Origin of the sequence: Thermogemmatispora aurantia (assembly GCF_008974285.1) — a bacterium.
GTDB lineage: Bacteria > Chloroflexota > Ktedonobacteria > Ktedonobacterales > Ktedonobacteraceae > Thermogemmatispora > Thermogemmatispora aurantia.
This window is the reverse complement of sequence record NZ_BKZV01000002.1, coordinates 575,346-599,311: the sequence shown is the minus strand read 5'-3', so window position 1 is coordinate 599,311 and position 23,966 is coordinate 575,346. Positions and strand designations below refer to the sequence as shown.

Annotated in this window: 19 protein-coding genes and 1 pseudogene; 13 read left to right on the top strand and 7 right to left on the bottom strand. The window is 60.9% G+C overall.

Going from position 1 to position 23,966, the window contains the following annotated elements:
• Positions 1-104: 104 nt before the first annotated feature.
• The 3 genes from KTAU_RS09165 (at position 105) to KTAU_RS09155 (ending at position 2,243) form a co-directional block, all read left to right on the top strand.
• Positions 105-317, top strand: coding sequence for a hypothetical protein (locus tag KTAU_RS09165; protein WP_151728096.1), 213 nt, complete (start codon positions 105-107; stop codon positions 315-317).
• A gap of 661 nt (positions 318-978) precedes the next feature.
• Positions 979-1,635, top strand: coding sequence for a hypothetical protein (locus tag KTAU_RS09160; protein ID WP_151728095.1), 657 nt, complete (start codon positions 979-981; stop codon positions 1,633-1,635).
• Between the two features lie 341 nt (positions 1,636-1,976).
• Positions 1,977-2,243, top strand: coding sequence for a hypothetical protein (locus KTAU_RS09155; protein ID WP_151728094.1), 267 nt, complete (start codon positions 1,977-1,979; stop codon positions 2,241-2,243).
• A gap of 69 nt (positions 2,244-2,312) precedes the next feature.
• On the opposite strand, the gene KTAU_RS09150 is transcribed toward KTAU_RS09155, so the two are convergent.
• Positions 2,313-3,806: a helix-turn-helix domain-containing protein gene (locus KTAU_RS09150; RefSeq protein WP_170293172.1), complete on the bottom strand. Its 1,494-nt coding sequence runs from the start codon at positions 3,804-3,806 to the stop codon at positions 2,313-2,315.
• 496 nt (positions 3,807-4,302) lie between these two features.
• Here KTAU_RS09150 and KTAU_RS09145 point away from each other — a divergent pair, with 496 nt between their 5' ends.
• The 5 genes from KTAU_RS09145 (at position 4,303) to KTAU_RS09130 (ending at position 8,306) form a co-directional block, all read left to right on the top strand.
• Positions 4,303-5,070: an ABC transporter ATP-binding protein gene (locus KTAU_RS09145; RefSeq protein ID WP_151728092.1), complete on the top strand. Its 768-nt coding sequence runs from the start codon at positions 4,303-4,305 to the stop codon at positions 5,068-5,070.
• On the top strand, positions 5,051-6,586 hold the full coding sequence (locus KTAU_RS09140) for a hypothetical protein (protein WP_151728091.1): 1,536 nt from the start codon (positions 5,051-5,053) through the stop codon (positions 6,584-6,586). Before KTAU_RS09145 ends, KTAU_RS09140 begins: the two co-directional genes overlap by 20 nt.
• Positions 6,587-6,693: 107 nt before the next feature.
• Positions 6,694-7,002 (top strand): hypothetical protein, encoded by a 309-nt coding sequence (locus tag KTAU_RS09135; RefSeq protein ID WP_151728090.1) that lies wholly within the window; start codon positions 6,694-6,696, stop codon positions 7,000-7,002.
• A 321-nt stretch (positions 7,003-7,323) separates the two neighbouring features.
• The gene (locus tag KTAU_RS21905; RefSeq protein ID WP_228026375.1) at positions 7,324-7,632 is read left to right on the top strand and encodes a hypothetical protein; all 309 of its coding nucleotides are present in this window, start codon (positions 7,324-7,326) and stop codon (positions 7,630-7,632) included.
• The gene (locus tag KTAU_RS09130) at positions 7,542-8,306 is read left to right on the top strand and encodes an SMP-30/gluconolactonase/LRE family protein (RefSeq protein ID WP_228026374.1); all 765 of its coding nucleotides are present in this window, start codon (positions 7,542-7,544) and stop codon (positions 8,304-8,306) included. The genes KTAU_RS21905 and KTAU_RS09130 overlap by 91 nt, the downstream gene beginning before the upstream one ends.
• A gap of 130 nt (positions 8,307-8,436) precedes the next feature.
• On the opposite strand, the gene uvrA is transcribed toward KTAU_RS09130, so the two are convergent.
• On the bottom strand, positions 8,437-11,670 hold the full coding sequence (gene uvrA, locus KTAU_RS09125; RefSeq protein ID WP_194174674.1) for an excinuclease ABC subunit UvrA: 3,234 nt from the start codon (positions 11,668-11,670) through the stop codon (positions 8,437-8,439).
• 485 nt (positions 11,671-12,155) lie between these two features.
• Between uvrA and KTAU_RS09120 the strand changes: the two genes are divergently transcribed.
• A complete protein-coding gene (locus KTAU_RS09120; protein WP_151728089.1) occupies positions 12,156-12,839 on the top strand; it encodes a hypothetical protein in 684 nt (227 codons plus the stop codon).
• A 248-nt stretch (positions 12,840-13,087) separates the two neighbouring features.
• A pseudogene (lepB, locus tag KTAU_RS21900) lies at positions 13,088-13,594 on the top strand (signal peptidase I); the annotation flags it as partial.
• Between the two features lie 193 nt (positions 13,595-13,787).
• Here the strand turns inward: lepB and KTAU_RS21895 are convergent.
• Both KTAU_RS21895 and KTAU_RS09110 read right to left on the bottom strand, forming a co-directional pair.
• Positions 13,788-14,573 (bottom strand): zinc ribbon domain-containing protein, encoded by a 786-nt coding sequence (locus tag KTAU_RS21895; RefSeq protein ID WP_228026373.1) that lies wholly within the window; start codon positions 14,571-14,573, stop codon positions 13,788-13,790.
• Positions 14,574-14,675: 102 nt separating this feature from the next.
• Complete coding sequence (locus KTAU_RS09110; RefSeq protein WP_151728087.1) at positions 14,676-15,176, bottom strand: hypothetical protein; 501 nt, start codon at positions 15,174-15,176, stop codon at positions 14,676-14,678.
• A gap of 559 nt (positions 15,177-15,735) precedes the next feature.
• Here KTAU_RS09110 and KTAU_RS09105 point away from each other — a divergent pair.
• A complete protein-coding gene (locus tag KTAU_RS09105; protein ID WP_151728086.1) occupies positions 15,736-18,195 on the top strand; it encodes an endonuclease MutS2 in 2,460 nt (819 codons plus the stop codon).
• Positions 18,196-18,261: 66 nt separating this feature from the next.
• Here KTAU_RS09105 and KTAU_RS09100 read toward each other — a convergent pair whose 3' ends face one another.
• Positions 18,262-19,332 carry an N-acetyltransferase DgcN family protein gene (locus KTAU_RS09100; RefSeq protein WP_151728085.1) on the bottom strand — a complete coding sequence of 357 codons (1,071 nt, stop codon included), beginning with the start codon at positions 19,330-19,332 and terminating at the stop codon, positions 18,262-18,264.
• A gap of 283 nt (positions 19,333-19,615) precedes the next feature.
• Here KTAU_RS09100 and KTAU_RS09095 point away from each other — a divergent pair, with 283 nt between their 5' ends.
• Positions 19,616-20,086, top strand: a complete 471-nt coding sequence (locus tag KTAU_RS09095) for a hypothetical protein (protein WP_151728084.1) — start codon at positions 19,616-19,618, stop codon at positions 20,084-20,086.
• 160 nt (positions 20,087-20,246) lie between these two features.
• On the top strand, positions 20,247-21,002 hold the full coding sequence (gene mobA / locus KTAU_RS09090) for a molybdenum cofactor guanylyltransferase (protein WP_151728083.1): 756 nt from the start codon (positions 20,247-20,249) through the stop codon (positions 21,000-21,002).
• Positions 21,003-21,068: 66 nt separating this feature from the next.
• Here the strand turns inward: mobA and fni are convergent, their stop codons facing one another.
• Together fni and KTAU_RS09080 are read right to left on the bottom strand one after the other, a co-directional pair.
• Positions 21,069-22,265 carry a type 2 isopentenyl-diphosphate Delta-isomerase gene (fni, locus tag KTAU_RS09085; protein ID WP_151728082.1) on the bottom strand — a complete coding sequence of 399 codons (1,197 nt, stop codon included), beginning with the start codon at positions 22,263-22,265 and terminating at the stop codon, positions 21,069-21,071.
• Positions 22,266-22,273: 8 nt separating this feature from the next.
• Positions 22,274-23,917 (bottom strand): hypothetical protein, encoded by a 1,644-nt coding sequence (locus KTAU_RS09080; protein WP_151728081.1) that lies wholly within the window; start codon positions 23,915-23,917, stop codon positions 22,274-22,276.
• Between the last annotated feature and the right edge of the window lie 49 nt (positions 23,918-23,966).

Here is a 23,966-nt window from a genome sequence, read left to right as displayed (position 1 = left end):
TGGTCCGGAACGTGTGGGGCAGCTGATTGGAGCGATAGGCGTATTCGTCGCTGTACTGGCAGCTAGCTTTTTTGTTTTCTTGACGCTCCAAGGAGGTTCCTGAGATGCCGTGTCCGGAGCAGGTAATGATTCTGGAAGCTGCGACCCCGGTGCTCAGTGTGGGGCTGCTGGTGACTCTCGTCCTGCTTGTCAGAGAGATCCAGCTGAGCGTGAAGACCTGGCGGGCCCGTCGTCAGAGGCATCAAGCGCGGCAAGTGGCAGCTACCGGACTGGTTGAAGCGAAGCCTTGCCCAAGCACTGGGGGGTGGCTGTCCTGATTGCTCTTGTCATCGCTTTCGTTCCTGTGACTCGAGTTTCTGCCGATTCTGCTCCCCAGCCTGATCAGACGGTACAGACAACACATGGGGTGGTGAAAAAATATAGTTTAGCGAAGTTGAGGAAGACGCCAGGGATTGCCTTTGTAACTGCTAAGACCCTTCAGCAGAAGACTAGCTCTGTGGCAGCTCGGGCTATTGCTCCAGACGCTACGGCCTCGTCGGGAAACTATCTACTCACGGTCACCGCTTCACTAGTCTGGGTGTACTGGGATAACAGTTTCCTATGTGGTTATGGGCTTGGTGGAGCTGAAGCCAGCCCCTGGACAGCCACGGTGGACGAACAGGGGGATCTTTATGTAAACGGAAATTGGAAAGACGGTACTGCGACTACGGACTGGACTGCTACCTGGGGCGAAACAGGGTGCTGGAGCTTTGCCACTAACACGCTATGGGAATGGTATGTTTCTGGGGCTGCGCAATTCTGGTGGGGTCCGACCCTATGGACGGAAGCGGATGTCTGGGCATGGCAACCGTAACCTTGAGGCTCTACTAACGCTCTCCTAGACTAGGAGAGGATAAGTGGTAGGAGAGAAAGTATATAATACGAGGGCTTCGCTCTTCTGTTAATGTGCAGGTGGTGCAGTCAAGAAAGGAAAGCCTCATGTCGCATCCGTCGATTTGGATTCAATCGCTCCTGTTGCTCTCGGCGCGCCCCTCGCCGATAATCTCCCAGCTTGCCCGGCAAAGGATGAGGGAGGCGGGTGTACTGGAAGTCGAGAAAGTGACGGGAGCCATCAGCGAAGAAGATCCTGTCACTGGTCTCGAAGTAATCTCCATCTTTCGGCAGAGCACCGTAACAGGACCCCGCAATACACGCCCTGAAGCCTTTTGGCCTTTGACTATCCAGCCACGGGCTTCCTTTCTGGAAGTGCTGGGGAACGGCCTGGTGACGGCCTTTTTCCCCTACCAGGTGCATGGTGTGCTTCATGCGATTATCTGTGGAGAGGGGCCGGGAGAATTCTCCTGGTCGCTTGACGGGCCTCTTGGAGAGGGGAGGCAGCCGGCCCGCCTGATCACGTCGCAGCCGCGCCGCCTAGAGTGGAAGGAGCTGACGTATCATCCATCCTCTCGGACTCCAAGCTCGCTCAGGATGAGTATCATCAGGGAAGCCGTGACGTTTGTTGCTCCTGCATCAGGTCTCTATCTGATCACAGCTTACCTCAAAGAACAAGAAGCATCCTATCTGCCCCTGCTGATTCTCCACGAGACAGAGATGTGGCCCGGCCTTGCTGGCGAGGCTGAAGAAAGCAAGGGATAGGTCGGACCGGCGATTGGTGTCATAAGACCGGAACGTATCTCAACGAAACTGTCGTCGTTTCCCTGATAGCGTCTGAGTGAGCATAGCTTGCTCGTTGCTTCAGAGCTCAGGCGAGCTGTATAGACCCGGTCTGGAGGCAAAGTGAAACGTGCTGCCTGCAGTGTTTGCTCTTGTATGCCTTCTGGTATTATTGGTCAGCGATGTGCTCCTCTGGTTACGGGTGTGGCGTTTGCCACTTGGTCCGGAACGTGTGGGGCAGCTGATTGGAGCGATAGGCGTATTCGTCGCTGTACTGGCAGCTAGCTTTTTTGTTTTCTTGACGCTCCAAGGAGGTTCCTGAGATGCCGTGTCCGGAGCAGGTAATGATTCTGGAAGCTGCGACCCCGGTGCTCAGTGTGGGGCTGCTGGTGACTCTCGTCCTGCTTGTCAGAGAGATCCAGCTGAGCGTGAAGACCTGGCGGGCCCGTCGTCAGCGGCAGCAGGCGCTGCAGGAGGCGCTAGAGGTGCTGCGAGCGGCTGCAAGCGGGCTGCTGGAGACCGAGAGCTGTAGCAGCGGGGTTACCGAGTATTGGACCAGCCTCGATGAGCCGCAGATCCTGACGGTCTAAGCGGACACTGCACTGACCGGCCAGAGCAGCAGGAGGGGCAGCCTGCAGAGACTGCTCCCTCTGCTGCTCTTAAAGGTTCAGTGGACCTGGCCGCTCAAGGACAAGCCTCTCGGCCAGAGCCTCCAAAGTCGCTAGCAGGAGACGCTGCGCCTCAAGCATTCCGTGCTGTTCTGCCAACCGCAAGGCTGTCTCTAGATTCTCTCGCTCAACGAGCGATGGAGGGCTGCCCGCAGCGAGCTGCTGCCGGACCAGGGCGGCGTAGTAGTCAACTAAATGGCGCTCGGCGGCGCTCAGCTCGGGCTGATCAAGCCGAAGATAGGCCCCAACCACCGGGTGCAGGCTATAACGGGCAGCCCGACATTCCAGCAGGCCGCTGTCACAGAGGAGATCGAGCGCCGTAGTGAAGGTCGTCGCCTCACACTGACAAACTGCAGCGGCGGCCTCCTCGCTAAAGCTGTTAGGTTGGGGAGAGAAAACTGCCAGGGAATGGAGAAGCGCCAGGGCAGCGGAAGGCAAACGAGCAAGACTGCGCTGCAGGCTCTCCCGGAGCAGCCCGGCATGGCTGCCACTCGCTGGTAAGCAGAGCGAGAACCAGCGAGCTGGTCGCTCAAGAAGATGGCGAAAAGCGGCTACAATACGGCGCGGTTGCTCGTACAGCGACTCCTCATAGAGGTGGCTGCCCAGGAGTAGCATGGCCAGAGGCAAGCCACCAACAGCTTCGACTAAGCGCATGGCCAGGGCTGGCTCCTGGTTCACAGCTTGAGGCGCGAGCATCCGTAGCAATTCCAGAGCCGCTGCTGGCTCTAGCGGCGGCACCGCTACAATGCGATGGGGAGCAAGACGGGCAGCCAGGCGTGGCGAACGGGTGGTAAAAAGATAGACACTCCCTGGCGGGGCGAGGCGGAAGCTCAGAGTAGACTCTATATCCCAGACATCATCTATGATAAGTAGAAAACGTCGTCTTGAGGGATGCGAATCTTGTGTATGATCTGAAGAGCGCTCTGGAAGTGCTGCATGCTCAGCGACTGGCGAGGAAGGGGGAGGAACTTCCAGCAAGCTTCTCCAGGAGGAGAGCAGACTCTCGCTCTCGGGAGTTTCGCCCAGCGAAACCCAGAGAATGCCGGCGCTAAAGTACTGGCGAATCTCCGGACACCGGCTCAGAGCGCAGGCGAGAGCAGTTTTGCCGACCCCTGGCAGACCATAAAGGGCGATGTCTGTCGGAGGCTCCTCCTGACACAGCAAGTTCCGCAGCTGATTCAGTAGAGCTGTGCGTCCCTGCAAGGGCAGATGCGACCAAAATGTAGGCGAAGGCGGCGTGGAAGAAGGTGTTGGCTGCGAATGCGGGTTCGTCAGCTCCCCCAAGGGAGGAGTGGCATGCCGCTTTCTGCCGGTGAGGCCAAGAGCAGCGGGTTCGTATCCGAAGACAGCACAGAGCTTCTGACGGAAATAGGGACCTGGATAGGCCCTACCACTTTCCCAGCGGTAGATGGTGAAGGCGTTAGTGCCGAGCACACCGGCCAGATATTCACGACTCCAGCCACGCTCTTCGCGAGCCTTTCTCAAAGCTCTGTTCGCTGCCCAGTGCTGGCCCTCTTCGCGGTTCATAGCAAGTGTCCACGACCTCCTTGTCTCAGTCTGGCAGCGGAAATTAGATAGTAGAGAGAGCAGTTACCCTACAGGGGATTATAAAGCATAAACTTATATAGTTCAACTTTGTCCGCTCTATGGACATTCCATTATCGGGGAAGCGCTGTTCCCAAAGAGTGGATTTTATCGGCTTAGAAAAAGCTGCTCTGGCGATCTCCTCTTCAGAACATCGGCACTGGCGTTTGGAAAAAGCGAGGGAGAGACGTTTAAACAAGAGAGTGAGCTAGCAAAGTGAGTAACCAGGACAACTCGGTAAGGAACAAGCTCAAAGGATCAGACTCTGACTGAAGAGCCGGACCTGCCAGAGGTGGCAGCGACGGAACAGGCGTAAGGAAGCGCTCCCCCTACCCTTGCTACCAATCAGAGCTGGAGCGAGCTTTATCTCACTCCCATAAAGGAGGAAACAGGCAGGATGCAAAGACCGCTGCTCGAAGTGCGCCAGCTCAGCCGGCGCTTCGGCACCTTCACCGCCGTCGATAGTGTTTCATTCGCGGTACCGGCGGGCCAGATTGTCGGTCTCCTTGGCCCCAACGGCGCCGGCAAGACAACCCTGCTCTCGATGCTCGTCGGCTTGCTGCCACCGACTACTGGCACTATCCTTCTCGATGGCGAAGAGCTTCAGCGCGTGCCCCCGCGCAAGAAGTTCTTCTTTGGCTTTATCCCCGACTCCCAGGAAGTGATCGATCACCTGACTGGCCTAGAATATCTTGAATTTCTACGCCGCATCTATCGTCTCTCTGAAGAGCAATGGAGCCTGGTCGGGGAATATCTGGCCCTGCTGCGCCTTGAAGAGAAGGCTCACCATCTCCTGGAGACCTATTCACACGGCCAGCGCAAAAAGCTGCAGATCATTGCCGCTTTGCTCCATCAACCACGTCTGCTCTTGCTCGATGAGCCGCTCTCGGGCCTTGATCCCGAGATCACCATTCTGGTCAAGCGTCTGTTGCGTCGGCTGCGAGAGCGCGCGGTAGGCGTGCTGGTCTCCACGCATGACCTGCTCATGGCTCAGGACCTCTGCGATGCGGTGATCCTGCTCCATCGGGGCCGGGTGGTGGCCCAGGGCGCGCCGCGGTCCTTACTGGAGCACTATGCTGTTGCCAATCTGGAAGAGGTCTTCCTGCAGGCCCTTGGCCTGGGCCAACAGGATGAGGAGCTTGATCATGTGCTGGCACGTTTCTAGGCTAGTGATAGCAACCTGGCGGCATCGCCTGGCCCAGCTGCTGCGCTGCATGCCGGGACTATGGCTGTTCCTCCCTCTCTGGCTGCTGGCACTCCCTTTAACTGGCTTGCTGGCTTATGGCTTCTTCCATGAGCTGGGCGAAAGCTTGCTGGTGGGCGATGGTCTGGTGCGGCAACTCAGGCCCCTGGTCATGCTCAGTCTGTGTAATTTCTTTCTCGTATTCTCCTTTATGATTCTGTCTCTGGTGATCATGCTGTCGCCCGACGATACGCGGCTGAGGCGCATGATGCTGCCGTTGCCGCTCTCCTCGTTGCAGCTGCGTATTGGTCTGCTGCTGCCCGGCCTGCTGACACTGGTGGTCATCCAGTCCCTGCTCTGGGGGCCGGCATTGCTGGCGTTGGCAAGCCTGGGCCTGATTACACCATTACAGCTGGTGCTGGCGCTCGTGCTCGCCCTTCTCTGCTATAATCTGCTGACGCTGGCTTTCCATCAAGCCCTGCTCTATGGGGCGCTGCGCCTCTTCGGTAGAGAGCGTCCTGGCATACGCCTTAGCATACTCGGGCTGGGCCTGGTCCTGGGTCTGGTGCTGCTGGATCTACCCCTGCTCACGCTGACCTCCGTCCCGCTGGAGGGCCTACCGGCCTGGACGCTGCTTCTGCCGGTCCGCTGGATGGCGCTTGTGCTGGAGCCGCGCCTGGAGGCGGTCCTCGCTGGGGTGGGCCTGCTCTTAGCAGGGACGCTGCTGGCAGGGGTGCTCTATGGCCTCCTACTGGAGCACTGTGAGCGCTTAGCAACGGGCACGCGAGGTCAGTGGGCACCTTTGCGCTGGCTGCCCTTTCCCTCACCACTGTGGTGGGCCTCCTGTGCCTACGAGCTGAAAAGTCTCTGTCGTTATGACTACCTGGTGATCGATAGTGTGATGATCTTCGGGATCTGGCTGACCACGCTGGTGGGTCTCCTGCTGACGCGCACGACGAATCCTCTCCTCTTCTTACTACTGGCGCAGGTGGCCCCTCCTGTGTTCTTACCGCTACTGGCTAGCTTGAGCCAGACCTCGTGGGGGCGCGATCGTCATGCCTATCGCGTGCTGACAGCGACACCGCTAGAGCTGCGCCTTTTACTGTCCGCCAAGTTCTGGACTTGCCTGGTGCTCCCCTTTGTGCTCTGGTCTCTGGCGACGCTGGTCCTGCTGCTGGTAGCTGGGCGCCCTGATCTCATGCTGCTCTGGTTGCCGCCTGCCCTGTTGCTCCCACCGCTCTGCTTCGTCATGGGAATTCTCTTGCCTTACTCGACCGGTGATCCGCTGAGCATGCTGACAGTAGGGGCGGTACTTTTACTGATAGATGTGCCTCTCTCAATGCTATATCTCCATGTACAGGAGATGTTGCACGGTCTGCCAGGTGGAACCGTAGTCCAGCTGCTGATCGAGATCGCAGCTGCCCTGCTCCTGGTGCTGGCGCTCTACAGAGGCAGTCTCTGGCTGGGGACTGCCCGCCTGCGGCACGAGCGCGCTTGAGTTTGGATCGCCAGAGTAAAGGCTCCTCGCGCAGAAGTAAGTGAAATTTCTTATAGCTTGGCCATGCTTGAACTGGCCCACAAGGCTGGTGCAAAGGAGATGTTGCAATGCTCATCCGGCTTGTCAGGTATTCGCTTGAGTGCCTCCTATTCGGGATCTTCATGGCTCTGCTCCTGCTGCTCCTGGGAGTAGGTGGGCTGATCGTCTATGAGATCCTCACGGCCCAGTCGCTACATCTAGCGCTCTTCTCGCTGCCGCTTGCGGAGCTGAAGGGCGGCCAATCTTTCCAGATAGCGCTGCAGCTGAACAACATCTTCCCCCTCGGAATCGTATTGGCCCTGCTCTGTGCCTGCCTGGCCTGGCTACTGGGGATAAGGCAGCGGCTGACACGAGGTAGCGCCCGTTCAGATGGCTAGTCGCTTGCGTCTGCGCGGTGATCCTCTGGCGTTCTTCCGTGCAGTACGAGCTGGCTCTCGACTGCAGCTTCCACTACGAGGGCTGGGCTGGACTTGGAGAAGCGAGGCCGAGACCGGGCCTCATCTTACTCCAGTCCGTTGCGCATTGCATCAACATGAGGCGATAGTATACAATCTGTCACAGAATGAGGCACTGACCCCTCTTAGCCAGTTACTGCCTCTGAGGCCAGCAAGGGCGCCGTGACGAGGGGGTCATCTGTGGCGATAAACGACTGGTCCAGGCAGTAGGACCCTCTTCAAAGAAGAAAGGGAGTAAGCATCATGAGCGACAGCCATCCTCCTATCAAGGAATTTCGCCTTGAACTGAGCGCTCTCACCTACACCGGTCACGATCTTGTCCGTCCCGAGTCGATCATCGCGCAGCCGGACGGCACCCTCTGGACCTCAGACGGTCGCGGCGGCGTTATGCGCATTGCTCCTGATGGGAGCCAGCAATTCTTCTCTTCGGTGGCCTGGGGGGCGAACCAAACGGCCTGGCGATGGCCCGCGATGGCTCACTCTACATCGCCAACATCGGCAATGGGCGTATCCAGCGTCTCTTCCCCGATGGCCACAGCGAGGATGTCCTGACCGAAGTCGATGGCGTCCCTACCACCTGTGCCAACTATGTCTTCATCGATAGCAAAGATCGCCTCTGGCTGGCTTTCTCGACGCGAGAACAGCAGTGGTGGCCCGCCGCGGCACAGCCACGTCCCGATGGCTATATTGTGCTGCTTGACGAGAAGGGGCCCCGCATCGTCTATGATGGCATCTATTTCACCAACGAGATCCGTCTGGATGCCAAAGAGGAATTTCTCTATGTTGCCGAAACCATGAAGAACCGCATCCTGCGCTTCCGCGTCCAGCCCGATGGTAGCCTGACCGACAAGGAGGTCTTTGGACCCGATGGCCTCGGCGTGGGGGCCGTTGTCGATGGCTTTGCCTTTGATGCGGAGGGCAACGTCTGGGTGACGACCCCCTTGCGCAACGGCCTTGGCATTATCACCACCGACGGCGACTATCACGTCGTCTTTGAGGAGGCTAACGAAGAGGTCCTCTCGACTTTCGAAGAGAAAGTGGCCAGCGGTACAGCCACTCCTGCCGACATGGCCGCCTGCGCCGGGCGGACGCTGCAATCGCTGACCAGCATCACTTTTGGAGGACCTGACCTGCGGACCGTCTACATCGGCTCGCTGGCGATGTCGCGCCTGCCCACCTTCCGCTCACCTGTGCCTGGACTGCCGATGCGCCATTGGGCAAGCTAGCGGTAACCACTGGCGAGCTGGCTAAGGCAATGGATCGACTACTCCGCCGAACCTGCTGCTTGGAGCCAGCGCTGAGCGAAGCAGAGGAAGCGTAGCGTGAGAGCCGGGAGAGGAGCAGGTAGTTAGGCGCTTAGACCCTGGCCTCCCTGGCCTCCCGGCCCTCGCGGGCAAAGATTTCTTTGAGGAACTGGCCGGTGTAAGAGCGCTCCTGCAAGGCCACCTCCTCGGGCGTTCCCTCAGCGATCACCTCACCTCCGGCCTCGCCACCCTCTGGTCCCAGATCAATGATCCAGTCTGCACATTTAATCACGTCCAGATTGTGCTCAATCACCAGTACCGTATTGCCGGCGTCCACCAGGCGCTGGAGGACATTCAGCAGACGCTCGATGTCGGCGAAGTGCAGGCCCGTCGTTGGTTCATCCAATAGATAGAGGGTCCGGCCCGTAGCGCGGCGCGACAGCTCCGTTGCCAGCTTCACGCGCTGAGCCTCGCCGCCGGAGAGGGTCGTCGCCGGCTGGCCCAGGCGGATATAGCCCAGACCAACATCGTAGAGCGTCTTTAGCTTGCTATAGACCGTCGGCACGTGCTCGAAGAAGTGCATGGCGTCCTCGACGGTCATATCCAGCACTTCGGCGATGTTCTTCCCCTTATAGCGGATCTCTAGCGCCTCGCGATTGTAGCGCTTCCCGTGACAGACCTCACAGGGCACGTAGACATCGGGCAAAAAGTTCATCTCGATGCGTACAATACCCTCGCCCTTGCAGGCCTCGCAGCGCCCCCCCTTGACGTTGAAGGAGAAGCGGCCCGGCTGGTAGCCACGCAGACGTGCCTCGGGCACCTGGGCGAACAGGTCGCGGATGCCCGTAAAAGCATTCGTATAGGTTGCCGGGTTCGAGCGCGGTGTGCGTCCGATTGGCGACTGATCGATGTCGATCACCTTGTCCAGGTATTCGATGCCCTCGATACGATCGTGGGCTCCCGGCTTCTCGTGGGCACGGTTGAGTGCCTGCGCCAGTTTGCGATAAAGGATATCGATCATCAGCGAGCTTTTGCCGGAGCCAGAGACGCCAGTAATGGCTACCAGCTTGCCCAGCGGGATGCGCACGGTAATATTCTTCAAGTTATTTTCGCGAGCGCCCACAATGGTCAGAAAGTGGCCATTGCCAGGCCGGCGCTGGGTAGGGGTGGCGATGCGTCGCCGGCCCGAGAGGTAAGCGCCTGTCAACGATTGCGGATGAGCGGCCACCTCGTCGAATGTGCCTGCTGCCACCACCTGGCCACCGTGCTCGCCCGCGCCTGGGCCGATATCGATAATATAGTCGGCGGCGCGCATCGTATCCTCGTCGTGCTCAATGACCAGTACCGTATTGCCCAGATCGCGCAGGCGCAAAAGCGTCTGAATCAGGCGATGGTTATCGCGCTGGTGGAGGCCGATGCTTGGCTCATCCAGAATATAGAGCACGCCCATCAGCCCGGAGCCGATCTGAGTCGCCAGGCGGATACGCTGGGCCTCGCCGCCGGAGAGGCTCATCGCTGTGCGGTCCAGCGTCAAGTAGTCCAGGCCCACGTCGACCAGGAACTGCAGGCGGGCGCGGATCTCCTTGAGGATCTGACGGGCAATCAACCGTTCGCGCTCGCTCAAGCGTACCTTGACCAGCGGCTCATTGGGAGGGATCGGGGCCAGCGGATCGGGCGCGCGCGGCTCGCCGTCCTCGTTGTAGCCGCCGGTCAACGGCTGCACCCCCAGAGAAGGGGCCGGACCGGCATCCAGCTCCAGGAAGAAGCGCTGAGCCTGCTTCACCGAGAGGCGCGTCACCTGCACGATATTGCGTCCACCGACCGTCACCGCCAGCGCCTCCGGCTTCAGACGCGCTCCTCGGCACTCGGGGCAGAGCCGCGTCGACATATACGATTCGATCTCCTCGCGGATCAGCTCGCTCTCCGTCTGACGATAGCGGCGCTCCAAGGTGGGGATCACTCCCTCAAAGGTCACCGTATACGAGCGCGTCTGGCCGTGCTGGGGCGTATAGCGAATCGTCAGCGGCTCCTGGGTACCGTAGAGAATCAGTTGCTGTTGCTCGGGCGATAGCTCGCGCCAGGGACGATCGAGATCGATCTGAAAGCGCTTCGCCAGCGCCTCCAGCTTGGCTGACTCCCACTGGCTGCCATTGATCATCTTGCTCCAGAGGGCGATGGCGCCCTCACGGATTGTCAGGTCGGGGTTCGTCACCAACAGCTCGGCGTCCAGCTCGCGCTGAGTGCCGAGGCCTGTGCAGGCTGGACAGGCGCCGTGCGGGCTGTTGAAGCTGAAGGTGCGCGGCTCGATCTCTGGCAAGCTGATACCGCAGTAGACGCAGGCGAAGCGCTCCGAGAAAAGCACCTCCTCACCGCCGACGATGGAGACCAGGGCCACGCCGTTGCCCAGCTTGAGCGTGGTCTCTAACGAATCGGTCAGGCGCTGGCGGAAAGCCGCATCCACCTCATCCTGCTCGGCCAGGGTCGCTGCCGTCTCTTCTGCAGGAGTCGCCGCCCGCAAGAGGCCTGGCTCGCCCTCCTTGCCATCCTGGTCTGCAGGGGGGCGCGAAGGCAAAGCATAAGGGACCGCTTCCTCGGCCACGCGGTGCAGTGCCTGCTGCTCGCTTGTTGAAGGAGCCGGGAGCACATCCGGGTAGCTGCCTGTCTGGCTGGAGGTCAGCAGGCTCAGGGCAGGGCGTCGTCCCGCCTTGCGAATAACCAGGCGATCGATCACCACCTCGATCGAGTGTTTCTTCTGCTTATCTAGCTCGATATTCTCGCTTAGATCATAGATGGTGCCATCGACGCGGACGCGCACGTAGCCCGAGCGGCGCATCTCTTCGAAGATATGCTTATACTCGCCCTTGCGTCCCTGTACCAACGGAGCCAGCAACATGATGCGCGACCCGTTGGGCAGCTGTAAGATCGCGTCGACAATCTGCTGGACGGTCTGACGGCTCACCTCGCGCCCGCAGCGAGGGCAATGAGGATGGCCGACGCGGGCGTAGAGGAGGCGCAGATAGTCATAGATCTCCGTCACCGTGCCGACCGTCGAACGTGGGTTGTGGGTTGCTCCCTTCTGATCAATCGAGATCGCCGGTGACAGCCCATCGATGTGGTCGACATCGGGCTTATCCATCTTATCGAGGAACTGGCGAGCGTAGGCCGAGAGCGACTCGACGTAGCGGCGCTGGCCCTCGGCGAAGATGGTATCGAAAGCCAGGCTGCTCTTACCGGAGCCTGACAACCCAGTGATGACCACCAGCTTGTCGCGAGGGATAGTGAGATCGATATTCTTCAGATTATGTTCTCGTGCGCCACGGATAACGATCTTATCCACTGTTGAGATCCCCAAGCTTCTCTTTTCTTTTCTTTGTCTTATCTCTTTTGATGTCAAGTTGCCGGACTGTATCTTCTGCAGATCGAGAATGCTGCGGTTGGCTCAAGAAGTCCTGTCCTGGGGAATAAAGTCCTGGTCCTGGGCAGGCGGGCGGGGGCTACGAGCCACTGGACTAAGACAAACGTTCCATATTGTTATCAGGGTACAACACAGGACCTGCTGCGTCAAGTCAGGAGGACCTGATCGTTTTTCGTTAGAGCGGCCTGGAAGCGGTCTGGCTCAGGGTACTGTTCTCTTCTTGCACAGCCATTGATGACATGGCGTGAGGCCGAGGGTGGTAGCCAGAAATTCTCTTCTGCAGGCTGGCTGGATATGCTATAATAACGCCCGTTGCGCAACCTGTCGCACAAGCCGGCTTCTTCGAGATGCAGCGCTTCGGTGCGCTGAAGACGCAGAGAAGCGGCGATGATTTCTATGAGGAATGGGGGTGTGCTATGTCTCGATTCGCCTGCGCTGCCTGTCAACGACGACTCATTCGCGACCATGCCAGCGCTATGCCTCTCTCTCTTCTCATACTCCTCGTAACCCTCGCTATGATGGGAGTCGCCTGTGGAGGAGGGAGCAACAACTCCGAGGCCGCCACACCGGGCGCAGGGGCGCGGGCCAATGCCAGCCCGACCGCTGGTCTGATCACGGTGCCTGGAGGAGTGCAACTCAGGCTCTACCGGGGCGACGGCTTCAGCATCGGCTACCTGCCAGACTGGCAAGTCAGTCCCGCTGGCAGCAGTGTTGAATTCAGCCACGAGGCCGACAGCGCAACGCTTTCAGTACAGGTCGTGCCCAACCCCAACGCGGCCACCTCGCCGGAAGAGACCGTCAGCGTGAGCCTGGACACCTTTGAGAAAAGCGGCCTCTACAAGAACTTCAAGAGGGTGAGCCTGGCGCCCACCGTTACTGTAGGGGGCCAGATCTGGCAGCAGCAGGGAGCCACGGGCGATGTGCAGATCCTGGGGCAGCAGGTCCGCATGGAGATCGTTTTGCTGGCGACTAACCATCCCGCTCATTCGGCGCAGACCAGGCTCTACAGCATCTACATTGTCGTGCCAGAGGTGCGCTATCAACAGCTCTCTCGGAGCGCCTTTGTCCCAATGCTCCAATCTTTTCGCTTCCTCAGCTAAAGGACAAACCAACGACGGGCCGCTCTGGCCTGCAACCAGCCGGGCACGGAGGTGATCTCCCTATCCAGGGACATAGCCCGAAAGGAGGAGGGAAGATGAGCAGGAGCAGAGTCGAACGGGGGCCTGTCACGGCCTCTTATCTTGCGGGAAGGTGCTCCTGAGCTGTAGAGTTTGTCTCCACGGTGCCTTATAATAGTACTGGCTGAAATACCCTGAGCACACTGGCGTGTCTAGCGCCGGGAGTTCGCATGAATCCGGAGCTTGATTTTGAGAAGCGCTGGCGTCTGGTCCGTGAAGTGATCGAGACCCTCGTCCTCACGGGGCTGATGTTCTTCATCATTCGCTTTGCCATCCAGAATTTCTACGTTGAAGGTATGAGCATGGAGCCGAACCTCCATGACAAAGAGCTAATCCTCGTCGATAAGTGGTCGTACCTCTTCCATGCGCCAGCGCGCGGTGATGTGATTGTTTTCGTTGCCCCGCCCAATCCCAGTCAGGATTATGTAAAGCGTATCATCGGCATACCAGGCGATGTGATCACGATTCAGGGAACAACGGTCATCGTCGACGGCGTGACCCTCCATGAGACCTACGTTGATCCGCGTCGGCAGGGCAATCCCTATCCTTCCTTTTCCAATCGTGTTGTGCCGCCCGATAGCTACTTTGTGTTAGGGGATAATCGGGCAGGCAGCTCGGACTCGCGCGACTGGGGTTTTGTACCGCGTAAGAATATCATCGGACGCGCGGCCCTGGTCTACTGGCCTCTGGGAGAGGATAACAATGGTTTCCTGCCCGATGTCTCCTCGGTCTTTGCCGAGGTCCACCAGCGCCAGAGCGCCAGCCAGCTGCCACCGGCAGTGCTGACGCGGCCCTCTGCCTCCTCGCATCCTCTGCCACTACAGCCAGATCAGTTGCTGCTGTCGCTGTTGCTCTTTCCCATGCCTCTGCTCAGACCCGGGCAGCGGCGAGGAGGATGGAGGCAGACGAACCATTGGCGTTGGAGGGGGGACCAAGGAGCAGCTCGACAGCGTGATTTTGGAGCACGACGGCCAGCACTGGATGACGGAGACGCTGTTGAGCTGTGGCCAGATGCTGGTTGACGATCGTAGTGAGATCGTCGTCGGAGAGAATCCAGCCGATGGGACCCTGGATGTGGAGATCGCTGACGTGCAGCTGGCCAGCGCTGGCCAGGGGCACGGCGCTAATGCTATTGGCCTGCCCATAGAGCGTGAAGGTGAGGGTGATGGTGCTGGGAGTAACAGTAAAGTGCGCGTCCTGCATAGGGCTGCTGGGCGAGTGAGCCAGCGTGAGCAGGTTGTTGAGGAAGGTCTCGCTGAGACGGACAGGGCCGCCAGGCAGCTGGGTGGTACGCGTAGGGTCGATCTCTTGAACGGCGCTATCGAGGGCAGCATTGATCTGCTCCTTGGCCAGCCGGTTCAGAGTGGGACGAATGAGGAAGGCCCAGGAAGCCAGGAGCAGAATGAGCAGGATAGCAAGTGTGCCGAGACAGCCGAGAAGCCAGCGTCTGCCATGATGCCGACGGCGTGCAGGAGTGACGACGGCACCACGGCTGGCCAGTTGCTGCGGCGCTCGAACAGGAGCCGGTTCGCTGCCAGGGACAGGGAAGGCGGGTTTCGGGCTGGCTGGAGTGGCCAGAGCGGCGCCGCAGATGGGACAAAACTGCGCTGCTGGGGCGATGGGAGCGGAACAATGCGGGCATTGCACGGTGTTCACCTCGTCTCGCTATTCGGCGTGACGGCGCATCGAGTCGCCTCCTCTGCTGGCCATCACTCCTCTCGCATAGAGCATATCATATTGGGTCTGTACCGACGAGGGCTAGGAGGAGGCACCCCCCTCCTTCTGGTCAGAGTGGGGAGATGTCGATCGACTGCCCAAAAAGTCCAGGCGTAGAATCTCGTCCATCGTCGCCAGCGTCCGCGCGCGCAGGGCCGGGTCAGCTTCCAGCATGACCCGTACCTCGGCGATGAGCGCCTGCTCCTGTTCTGCTGGCAGGCGGTGATAGCCGTAGAGCTGGTGCACGGCGGCGGCAGCGGCGCGCCGCAGCTTCTCCGCCTCATCCATGGCTGGCAATGGCTGCCGCTCGGCCACTGGATGGTCTGTCAGACCTGGGGGAAGCTCGCCCAGGGCCGTCAACGGCTCCAAGCCATCGGCAAAAAATTCGGCTTCCTGACCGATCAGATGGGCCGCGTTAGGCGTTGCCCGCTCAATTCGCACCGTCACGGTCTGGCGCTCCTCGTCCAGAGCAGTAATCGTCCCGGCTAGAAAAATCACCTCGACGCTCCCCCAATAAACCGCCTCGCCCAGATGAAGAATCATAACAGATACTCCTCTCCGCGGTGTGCTACTTCGTCAGAGCATTGTCACTGCCAGTGATGGCGCAACGCTCTCTCTTCTCTCTACACTCTCCCGGCTATAGCCAGAGAGACGAAACGATAAGCCTCTAGAGGTTATAAACGTCAGAGGGTTGCCTCTTTCCAGAGGAAACGGGAGGGGGGTAGACGCCTCCCTGCAACCTGACTCCGGGCGGGAGTGCGGTAAAGCTCAGGTGCCAGGCTCAGTCGTTATCGTCGCCGCTCTTGGAACTATAGTAGAGGCTGGAGCGTTAGCTGCTCCGGGCTCGGGCTAGAGACGCTCAAGATCGTCGGAGGAATCCGCCAGGCAGCTGGGTACTGCGGTACCGGGCATAGTTTCGCCGTTCCCTCGTGTTTGTATGGTATGGTATGCTAAAGCTATCTTATTTTTTTGCCGCCCCGGTTCAATACTGATTACCCTGACCTGCTAGTACAGAGGTGGGGAGAACAGGAAAGCAGTGCACTGGGGCCGACATCATGAGAACTCATTACCAGCGAGTATTGACTGGTATCCGTAGGCATCTATGCACGAAAAAAGTATTCAGACGCTTGAATATCCCAAAATCCTGGAGCGAGTAGCCCGGGAGGCCAGTTTCTCCGCCAGCAAAGAGCTGGTGCTGGCTCTGGAGCCAGCGACCAGTCTCGAAGAGGTGCGGGAACGGCAGGCCTACACCAGCGAAGCGGTGCATCTGCTCGACGTCCAGGCCAATGCCAGTGTGGGGCCGGCGCGTGACATCCGGGCGCTGATTGCGCGTGCTGCCCGCGAGGGGGTACTGACGCCCACCGAACTAGTGGAGGTGCTCAACACCCTGCGCAGCGCGGCCCAGGTAGCGCGTCTTCTGGAGAAGCTTGATCCCGACGAGTTCCCGCTCCTGCGGAGCCTGGGTGAGGCCATTCCTGAGCGGCCTCACCTCATCCGGCGCATCGAAGAGACCGTCAACGAAGACGGCGAGATCCTCGATAGTGCCAGCCCTCTGCTGAGGCGCCTGCGCTTCGAGATTCGCAGCGCCACCCAGCGCCTGCAGGAGCGGCTGCGCACCATCGTCAACGAACTGGCGCCCGCTCTCCAGGAGCCGATCATTACCATTCGCAACGAGCGCTACGTCGTCCCGGTCAAAGTCGAAAACCGTAGCCTCGTGCGGGGCATTGTTCATGACCAATCGAGCAGTGGCGCCACGCTCTTCGTTGAGCCGCTAGTCATCGTCGAAATGAACAACCATCTGCGCCAGTTGCAGATCGAAGAGCGCCAGGAGATCGAGCGCATCTTGCGCACACTCTCTCACGAGATTGGGCGTGAGGCCGAGGCGCTGACGGCGATGGTCGAGCGCCTGGCCGAATTTGACCTGCACCTGGCCAAAGCCCGCTACAGCCGCCAGCTGCGCTGTAGCGAGCCGCGCCTCAACAACGAGGGGCGCATCGAGCTGCGTGGTGCCCGTCACCCCTTGCTCAGCGGGCGTGTTGTCCCGATCGACTTCCGCATCGGGCACGACTTCTTCATGGTCGTCATCACCGGGCCGAATACCGGCGGCAAGACCGTTGCCCTCAAAACGGTGGGCCTGCTGACCCTGATGGCTCAGGCCGGGCTGCATATTCCTGCTGAAGACGGCTCCGAAATTGCCGTTTTTGAGGAGGTCTTTGCCGACATTGGCGACGAGCAGAGCATCGAGCAGAACCTGAGCACCTTCTCCTCGCACTTGAGCCGGATCATCGAAATCGTCCGCCAGATCGAGGACTGGCATGAACGCAGCCGGCCCGCTATCAGCGGCAAAGGCGCGCATGAGCTGGTTGCCAGCAGCATCAGAGGTAGCGAGCAGGTGCCGCCCATCCTGGTCTTGCTCGACGAGGTGGGGGCCGGCACTGATCCCAGCGAAGGCTCGGCCTTGGCCCGGGCCATCCTCAGCTTCCTTTTGGAGCGACGCATCACCACGGTAGCCACGACGCACTACACCGAGCTGAAAGCCTTCGCCCATGAGCAGCCTGGGGCGGTGAACGCCTCGGTCGAATTTGACGTCGAGACACTTTCGCCGACCTACCATCTCAGTATTGGTCTGCCGGGCCGTAGCAATGCCCTGGCCATTGCCAGTCGCCTGGGCCTCGATGAGGAGATCATCGAGCGGGCGCGGGAATTCCTGGGCAGTGCCGGCGTGCGCATGGAGACGCTGCTAGAGGGCCTACAGCACGAGCGCAAGGCCGTGGCTGATGAGCGCTTCCGCCTGAGTATGGAGCGCGCTGAGGCCGAGCATCAGCGCCGTCAGCTTGAAGAGGAGCGCCATCGCTTGGAGCGCGAGCGCGTGCGCATCCTTAATGAGGCGCGGGCCCGCGCACGGCGTGAGGTCGAGGAGGTACAGGCTCAGCTAGCGCGTATCAAGCTAGATGTGCACCGCGTCAATTTGACGCGCGAGCGTCTCGATCAGGCGCGGCGCCAGGTGCGTCAGCTGGACGAGAAGCTGGAGCTGCTTCCCGAGCCAGCTCAGAGCCAGCCGCGGGAGGAGCGGGATGAGCTAAGCGAGGGACCGTTGCAGGTTGGTGATCTGGTGCGGGTGCTCAATTTCGGTCAGAATGCCGAGCTGGTGAGCCTGGCGCCCGAGCGAGGCGAGGCTGAGGTACAGATGGGGGCCTTGCGCTTCCGCGTGCCGCTGGAGAACCTGCGGCGTCTCGGCGGACGGCAGGCGGCTGAGCATCGGAGCCGTCGTCAGGCTCCGGCAATCGTACTGCCGCGCGCCGAGGACCGTCCCGAGGTCTCCATGCAGCTTGACATCCGCGGCTGGCGCGTCGAGGAGGCGCTGGAGCAGCTGGAGAGCTACCTCAACGATGCCGCCCTGGCTGGCCTGGTGGCGGTGCGTATTGTCCACGGCAAAGGGACTGGCGCTCTGCGCTCAGCGGTGCGTGAGCACCTGGCCAAGCACCCGCTCGTCAAGTCCTATCAGCCGGCGCCGGCGCGCGAAGGCGGAGATGGCGTGACGATCGTTAGCCTGAGCGCCTGAGTCAGCGGCCTGCCCGGCGCCAGCTGGCACAGGGCAGACAGCAGGCAGTGCCGTTCCGTTCTTATCTTAGCTGGTTGCAGCGCCGAAGTGCTGCAGCAGGGCCGTGAGCAGCTTCTCCGGGCCGAAGCGCAGCACATCGGTAGTTGGCAGGCCCGTTTCATCTTCGGTGCGGCGAATGGCCTCCTCGGCCTGCTGCAGGGAGAGGCCGCGCGTAATCAGGGAGATACCCACCACTTTGCTGTTATGCTGACGGTGCAGCCAGTTGACTACCTCTTCGTTCATCTGAATCAGACGCGGCAGAGGCGGTAGCGGGCAATGCGGATAACCCTCGATCGTGGTGGCCCCGGCCTGGTGGCAAAAGATCATGGCATCGGGGAGCGAGCCGTGCAGCAGGCCCAGTGTCACCGGTGAGTAGCCGGGGTGGTTGATCGATCCCTGGCCCTCCACAAAGACCCAATCGTGTTGGGCCGCCAGTTCCAGCGTCATTTCCTCGACCATGCCAGCGATAAAATCGCTGATGATGCGGTCGACAGGCAGGCCGCGTCCGGCGATCATGATCCCTGTTTGTCCGGTGGCGAAGAAGGCGCTGTTTAGCCCGCGGGCGCGGGCGGCGCGATCGAGTTCAATAGCGACAGTCATCTTGCCAGTGGCGCAGTCGGAGCCAACGGTGAGCACCGTGTGACTGCCGGGGCGATGCGGCTTGTAAGCAGCCACAACTTTCTTATCAGGCGGGCGGCGCACATCCCAGATGGTCACGCCGCGCCGCTCGGCGGCGGCTCGCAGCTCGGGGTCATCGGCGATGAAATAATGGAGGCCGCTGATGATCTCCAGGCCGGCCTCGATGGCGGTAAGCAGCTGGGCACGCCAGGCCCGCGGTAGATCACCCCCGATTGGGGCTACGCCGATGATGAGCGTAGTGGGCTGGTAGCGCAAGGCTTCGTGAATGTCTTGCACCACAGGAATGCCGCGCCCGAGGTCTCCACCCAGGGCCTGAGCGGCATCTTGTCCGGCGTGTGTGCTGTCAATCACGGCCACCACCGGGTCCTGGCTGTAGCGGATGATGCCCGTGGCTGTCTTGCCGTAGTGCCACTCAAAATGGCCCTCGGCCATGATCACGATGCGTCGCGTCGGGGACATAAGGGGACTCCTTGCCGTTGTTAGGATAAGCTAGCATAGCAGCGCGGGCTGAGAGCGCTTGCTCTCCATTATATCAGAGGAGATCGCCGCTGGTCGCCCTGGGCGCTCTCGCGCCCTCTGCCTGCCAGTCTGCGTAGAAGGGGTCAGCTGACCAGGGGGCAGGAGGAAGCCGGCGACAACCTCTGGACTCCTTTGCCTGAGCATGGTATCATATCCCCCGATATCTCCTGATATCTACGCAGCGCAGCGAACTTATTCTTCGCTCGGAGCAGAAGGGAGCACGATGAATTTCAACCTGATTAGCTGGCTCTTCACTGATCCCTGGACGGCGGGACAGAACGCTGGCCTGGGAGGCCCCGAAGCCTTCCATTTCTATGTGCCCTGGCTCATTTTCTGTACCGCTGGGCTGCTGATCTGCTTCTACTACGCAGTCGAGGGGCGCAAGCGCTTCTTTAAGAACCAGGCCGTGATCAAGTATATGCTGGACCGCTATTTGAGCTGGTTTACGGCCATCTGCCTGGTTGGCTATCCACTGATCTTTGCCCGCGCTTACCTGGATCAGTACTTCTTTGCCTGGCGTGTCTGGCGCTATCTCTGGCTGCTGTGGCTGGTAGGCTGGGCGATCTGGTGGGTGGTCTATCTGGTGCGCAAGTTCCCCCAAGAGCAGGCGAGTTTTGTGGCCTATCGACAACGCCAGCAGTACATTCCGAAGAGCAGCCGCCGCAAGGCCAAGGCGCGTGCGGCCTCCCGCTGAGGGGTGCTGCGCTGGGCGACGGCCAACGCCAATACCTTTTTCCTTCGCTTGCTCACTCGCTTGTGAGTTAGTTTGCTCGCCAGCGTAATAGAAAGCCACCGCAACGGGCCTGCCCTCGTGCTCTCGCCACGACTGGGCGTGGGCTTGGGGGGAGGCTTTTTTGCTGGAAAGCTATCGAGTCCGGGCCAACCTGGGGCAACCCGCCATGACCTATACCCACCTACTGATGATGAAGAAGCTGCGTCCTGCCGCCCCTCAACGGGTCTCTGCGCCTGTCCCGCCAGCCGCGGCCTGCCTGATTCTGGCCGGCGGGCGCAGTCAGCGTATGGGATATGACAAAGCCCTGCTCCCGCTGCCGGCGGCTGAGGAGAAAGGCCAGACTTTCCTCGGGCGCCTGGCCCGTCTGGCTCTGGCGCAAACGCCGGAAGTGCTTGTCGTGGTGCGCGATCAAAGCAGTGCCGCGTGCTATGCTGACCAGCTCCCAGCGGCGGTGCGTCTGGTTGTCGATCTTGTCCCCGATCAAGGTCCCTTGATGGGCCTCTATAGCGGCCTGCTTGCTATCCGGGCTCCACAGGCTGTGGCGCTGGCCGTCGACCAGCCACTGCTTCATCCTCAATTGCTGGCCTGGTTGCTCGGCCTGCCTGCTCATGACGAGCGGCTGGCTATTCCCCTGGTTGGACAGCGTCCGCAGGTCTTGCTGGCACGCTATCCTCGCTCCCTGGTGAGCGTCATCGCCGCCCTGCTGTCTCGGGGCCAGCGCAATCCCCGCAGTCTGCTCACTGTCGCCCCTGTGCGCTGGCTGAGCGAGGAAGAGCTGCGGCCCCTCGACCCCGAGCTGCGCTCGTTCCTCAACGTCAACACCATCCAGGACTGGCAGATCCTCGAAGAGCAGCTGAGCGAGGGCCGCGGCCAGTGAGTCAGTGAGGCAGGGGAGGGCGCAGGCAGATAGGCCCCCCTCTCGATGTGCGCAAAAGTGGCTCGCTCAGCTGTGGCCATCGACCGACGGGGGTCGCTGATGCTCTTCCGGCGCTGTCTCTACCACTGGAACGCTGTAGGTAGCAGCCCTGACGCGGCGATTGGCCAAAGCCCGTAGCTCCTCCTCAAAGCCACGCAAGCTGAGCCAGGCGCGCGTCTCGCCAGTGACGACCACATCCACCTGGCGCAGGGACGCTAGATCGGCTGCTCCACTCAGCTGCATAGCGATTTTCAGCTCCGTCAGTGTCTGCTCCAGCAGCTCGCAGACGCGCTCGTAGCTCTCGCTGGCCGCCTTCAGAAACGGAAAACCCATCCCGACCAGCGTCGCACCCAGCGCTATGGCCCGCGCTACATCCAAACCGCTGCGCACGCCGCCGGTAGCGATCAACGGCAGGCCGGCTATCCCAGCTTCCACCAGAGCAATCGGCGTCGGAATCCCCCAGTCGCGGTAGAGCTGTCCGATCTGTTGGGCTTGCGTCGCTCCGTGGGAGCGGGCCCGCGCGGCCTCCAGTGCCGACATACTGCTGCCGCCAGCCCCGCCGACATCGATTGCGGCCACCCCGCAGGAGCGCAGCAGCAGGGCCTGCTCACGGCAAACGCCGGCTCCTGTCTCCTTAGCGATCACTGGCACCGTGACCTCCGCGGTCAACCGCCGCAGGGCCGTGGCCACACCGCGCATGCGCCGATCGCCCTCGACCTGAGTCGCCTCCTGGAGTGCGTTCATATGAATCGCCAGGGCATCGGCCTGGATCATGGCAATGGCCTGCTCAACCTGAGAGAGCGTAAAGGCGGGATGGCGTTCCTGGTCGATCAGCTGCGGCGCACCGATATTAGCAATGACAAAGGCCTGGGGTGCCTCGTCGCGGACAACAGCGTAGGTCGGGACCAGGTCAGGATTGACCAGCGCAGCCCGCTGGCTGCCTACCCCGAGTGCCAGCCCGTAGCGCTCCGCCGCCCGCGCCAGATTGCGGTTGATGGTCATAGCCTCTGGGTGGCCGCCGGTGAGAGCGGAAATGACCACCGGGCAGGCCAGGCGTCGCCCCAGAAAAGTGGCTGTTGTGTCGACCTCCTGCAGGTCAATCTCGGGCAGCGCCTGGTGAACCAGGTGGATATCACCCCAACCGGCCCGCTGACTGACACCAATCCCTTCCTCTAAAGCCACGGTGATATGTTCGAGCTTGCGCTGTTTGATTTCGTCTGTCATGTGCTGCTTTACGCCTCCTTGAAAATAGCTCGTCTTCCTCTCCAGAAAAAAGCTCCTGTCAGATAGACGAGAGGAGGCAGAAAGATGAGTAATCCCTCCAGAGCCTGCCCGAGAGCACTGCTGATCCCTAGCATGGCGAGGCTGAGCAGCGCAGTAAGAGAGAAGAGGAGCGCGCTCCCGCTCAGAGCATCCCTGCGGCGCAGGGTGGCCAGTCCCAGGAGGGGCAGGGCATACCAGGGCCAGAAATTGAAGCTGAGTAGCAGCAACCAGGCTCCGAGTGCTAATAAGCATGCGGTGATAAGCGAGGATAGGGCTTGTGCGGCGGTTGGTGGAGGGCAATCGCGGCCTGAGCGGAATCGAGCGGACGTACTGGCCAGGAGCCAGATGAAGAGCAGAGCGAAGCAGAAGAGGGCCCCACCTTTGACCGTTAGCTCGGCAGGTTGAGCTGGCTGGCGGTGACGCGGCGAGTCCAGCAGCACGGCTAGAGGCGTATAAAGCCGGCGAAGAAGAGGAACCAGCAGCGCCAGCGGCGAGTGAGCAAAGGAGAGCCAGCCCGAGGCAGCCATGACAGCGCGATAGCTGTCGGCCCCGTGCCACAAAGGCAGCGCTAGCAGCAGCACCACGACGGCTGGTAACAGCAAGCGCCAGGTCCAGGCCCAGAGCCTGCTCCACCTGGAGCCTGCTGCAGCTCTCTGCCACAGCGAGAAACCAGCCAGCAGCGGCCACAGAGGGAGAGCCAGCGGACTGAGAGCGATCGCCAGACCGAGCGCCACCAAGGCCCCTCCCTCGGCAAGCAGAGCGACAGCCTGTGAGCGTCCTTCCTGCTCTCTGGACAGCAGCCCCCAGAGGGCGACCAGCAGCAGCGTCAACAGCAGCCCCTCGCTGTGTCCATCGCCGGCCAGGGCCAGGAGAGCCAGCGGATTCCAGGCGTAAAGCAGGCTGCCGGTAAAGTGCGCTCGCGGTGAGGCTCCCAGCCGTCCCAGCAGGGACCAGATCAAGAGGGTATTGAGCAGGTGAGCCAGCAGCAGCAAGCCCTTGAGCAAGAGCAGGCCCAAGGCTGGGGAAGAAGCCCCGGGCAGGAGGGCGAGCAGGGCGCAGAGCCATTCCCAGAGGGGACCATAGACCAGGGGGCTGTGCCGGGTGAGCGGTGTGAGCCAGGACCAATATGGATCGGAGACGAGTGCGGGCGGGGTCGTTCGCCAGGGGGCAAGGCCGTAGAGGGCGATCAGGCGCCCACTGAATAAAGAGGCGAAGGCCGTGTCGCTAAAGAGCGTCGGCAAGCACAAGAGCGTGAGGCCGAAGAGTAAGGAAGGTCCCAGCACCAGGCCCAGCATCGAACCTGAGCTGCCCGGGCGATCGCCGGCCAGAGCGCGCCAACCGGCCAGAGCGTAGCAGGCTGTCAGCGCCAGCAATAGGGTCAGCAGCAGGCTTATGGCCTCAACCCGCGAAGAGGGAAGAGCCAGGTTGTTCCAGGGTTGCAGGGCCAGCAGCGGCGTCGGGACCAGTCCCAGGCCCGCAATTGGACGCAGTGCCAGCAAGAGGAGCACATACAGCCCCTCGCTCACAAGGGCGAGGCCGAGCAGCACAGGCCAGTGGCGTCGAGAGATGGCCTGTGGCTGCTCGACCGTTGAGGCAAGCAATGTTCTAGTCACGCGCCAGATCCTTCACCGGGCAGAAATCGATGGCGATGCGCGACACAGC

Bases quoted from the DNA above. Each gene is read 5' to 3' on its own strand.
- KTAU_RS09110 (WP_151728087.1), bottom strand. From the start codon at position 15,176: ATGATTCTTCATCTGGGCGAGGCGGTTTATTGGGGGAGCGTCGAGGTG.
- KTAU_RS09120 (WP_151728089.1), top strand. From the start codon at position 12,156: ATGTCTCGATTCGCCTGCGCTGCCTGTCAACGACGACTCATTCGCGAC.
- KTAU_RS09105 (WP_151728086.1), top strand. From the start codon at position 15,736: ATGCACGAAAAAAGTATTCAGACGCTTGAATATCCCAAAATCCTGGAG.
- KTAU_RS21905 (WP_228026375.1), top strand. From the start codon at position 7,324: ATGAGCGACAGCCATCCTCCTATCAAGGAATTTCGCCTTGAACTGAGC.
- KTAU_RS09100 (WP_151728085.1), bottom strand. From the start codon at position 19,332: ATGTCCCCGACGCGACGCATCGTGATCATGGCCGAGGGCCATTTTGAG.
- KTAU_RS09135 (WP_151728090.1), top strand. From the start codon at position 6,694: ATGCTCATCCGGCTTGTCAGGTATTCGCTTGAGTGCCTCCTATTCGGG.
- KTAU_RS09165 (WP_151728096.1), top strand. From the start codon at position 105: ATGCCGTGTCCGGAGCAGGTAATGATTCTGGAAGCTGCGACCCCGGTG.
- fni (WP_151728082.1), bottom strand. From the start codon at position 22,265: ATGACAGACGAAATCAAACAGCGCAAGCTCGAACATATCACCGTGGCT.
- KTAU_RS09160 (WP_151728095.1), top strand. From the start codon at position 979: ATGTCGCATCCGTCGATTTGGATTCAATCGCTCCTGTTGCTCTCGGCG.
- KTAU_RS09145 (WP_151728092.1), top strand. From the start codon at position 4,303: ATGCAAAGACCGCTGCTCGAAGTGCGCCAGCTCAGCCGGCGCTTCGGC.
- KTAU_RS09140 (WP_151728091.1), top strand. From the start codon at position 5,051: ATGTGCTGGCACGTTTCTAGGCTAGTGATAGCAACCTGGCGGCATCGC.
- KTAU_RS09130 (WP_228026374.1), top strand. From the start codon at position 7,542: ATGGCCCGCGATGGCTCACTCTACATCGCCAACATCGGCAATGGGCGT.
- KTAU_RS09095 (WP_151728084.1), top strand. From the start codon at position 19,616: ATGAATTTCAACCTGATTAGCTGGCTCTTCACTGATCCCTGGACGGCG.
- KTAU_RS09155 (WP_151728094.1), top strand. From the start codon at position 1,977: ATGCCGTGTCCGGAGCAGGTAATGATTCTGGAAGCTGCGACCCCGGTG.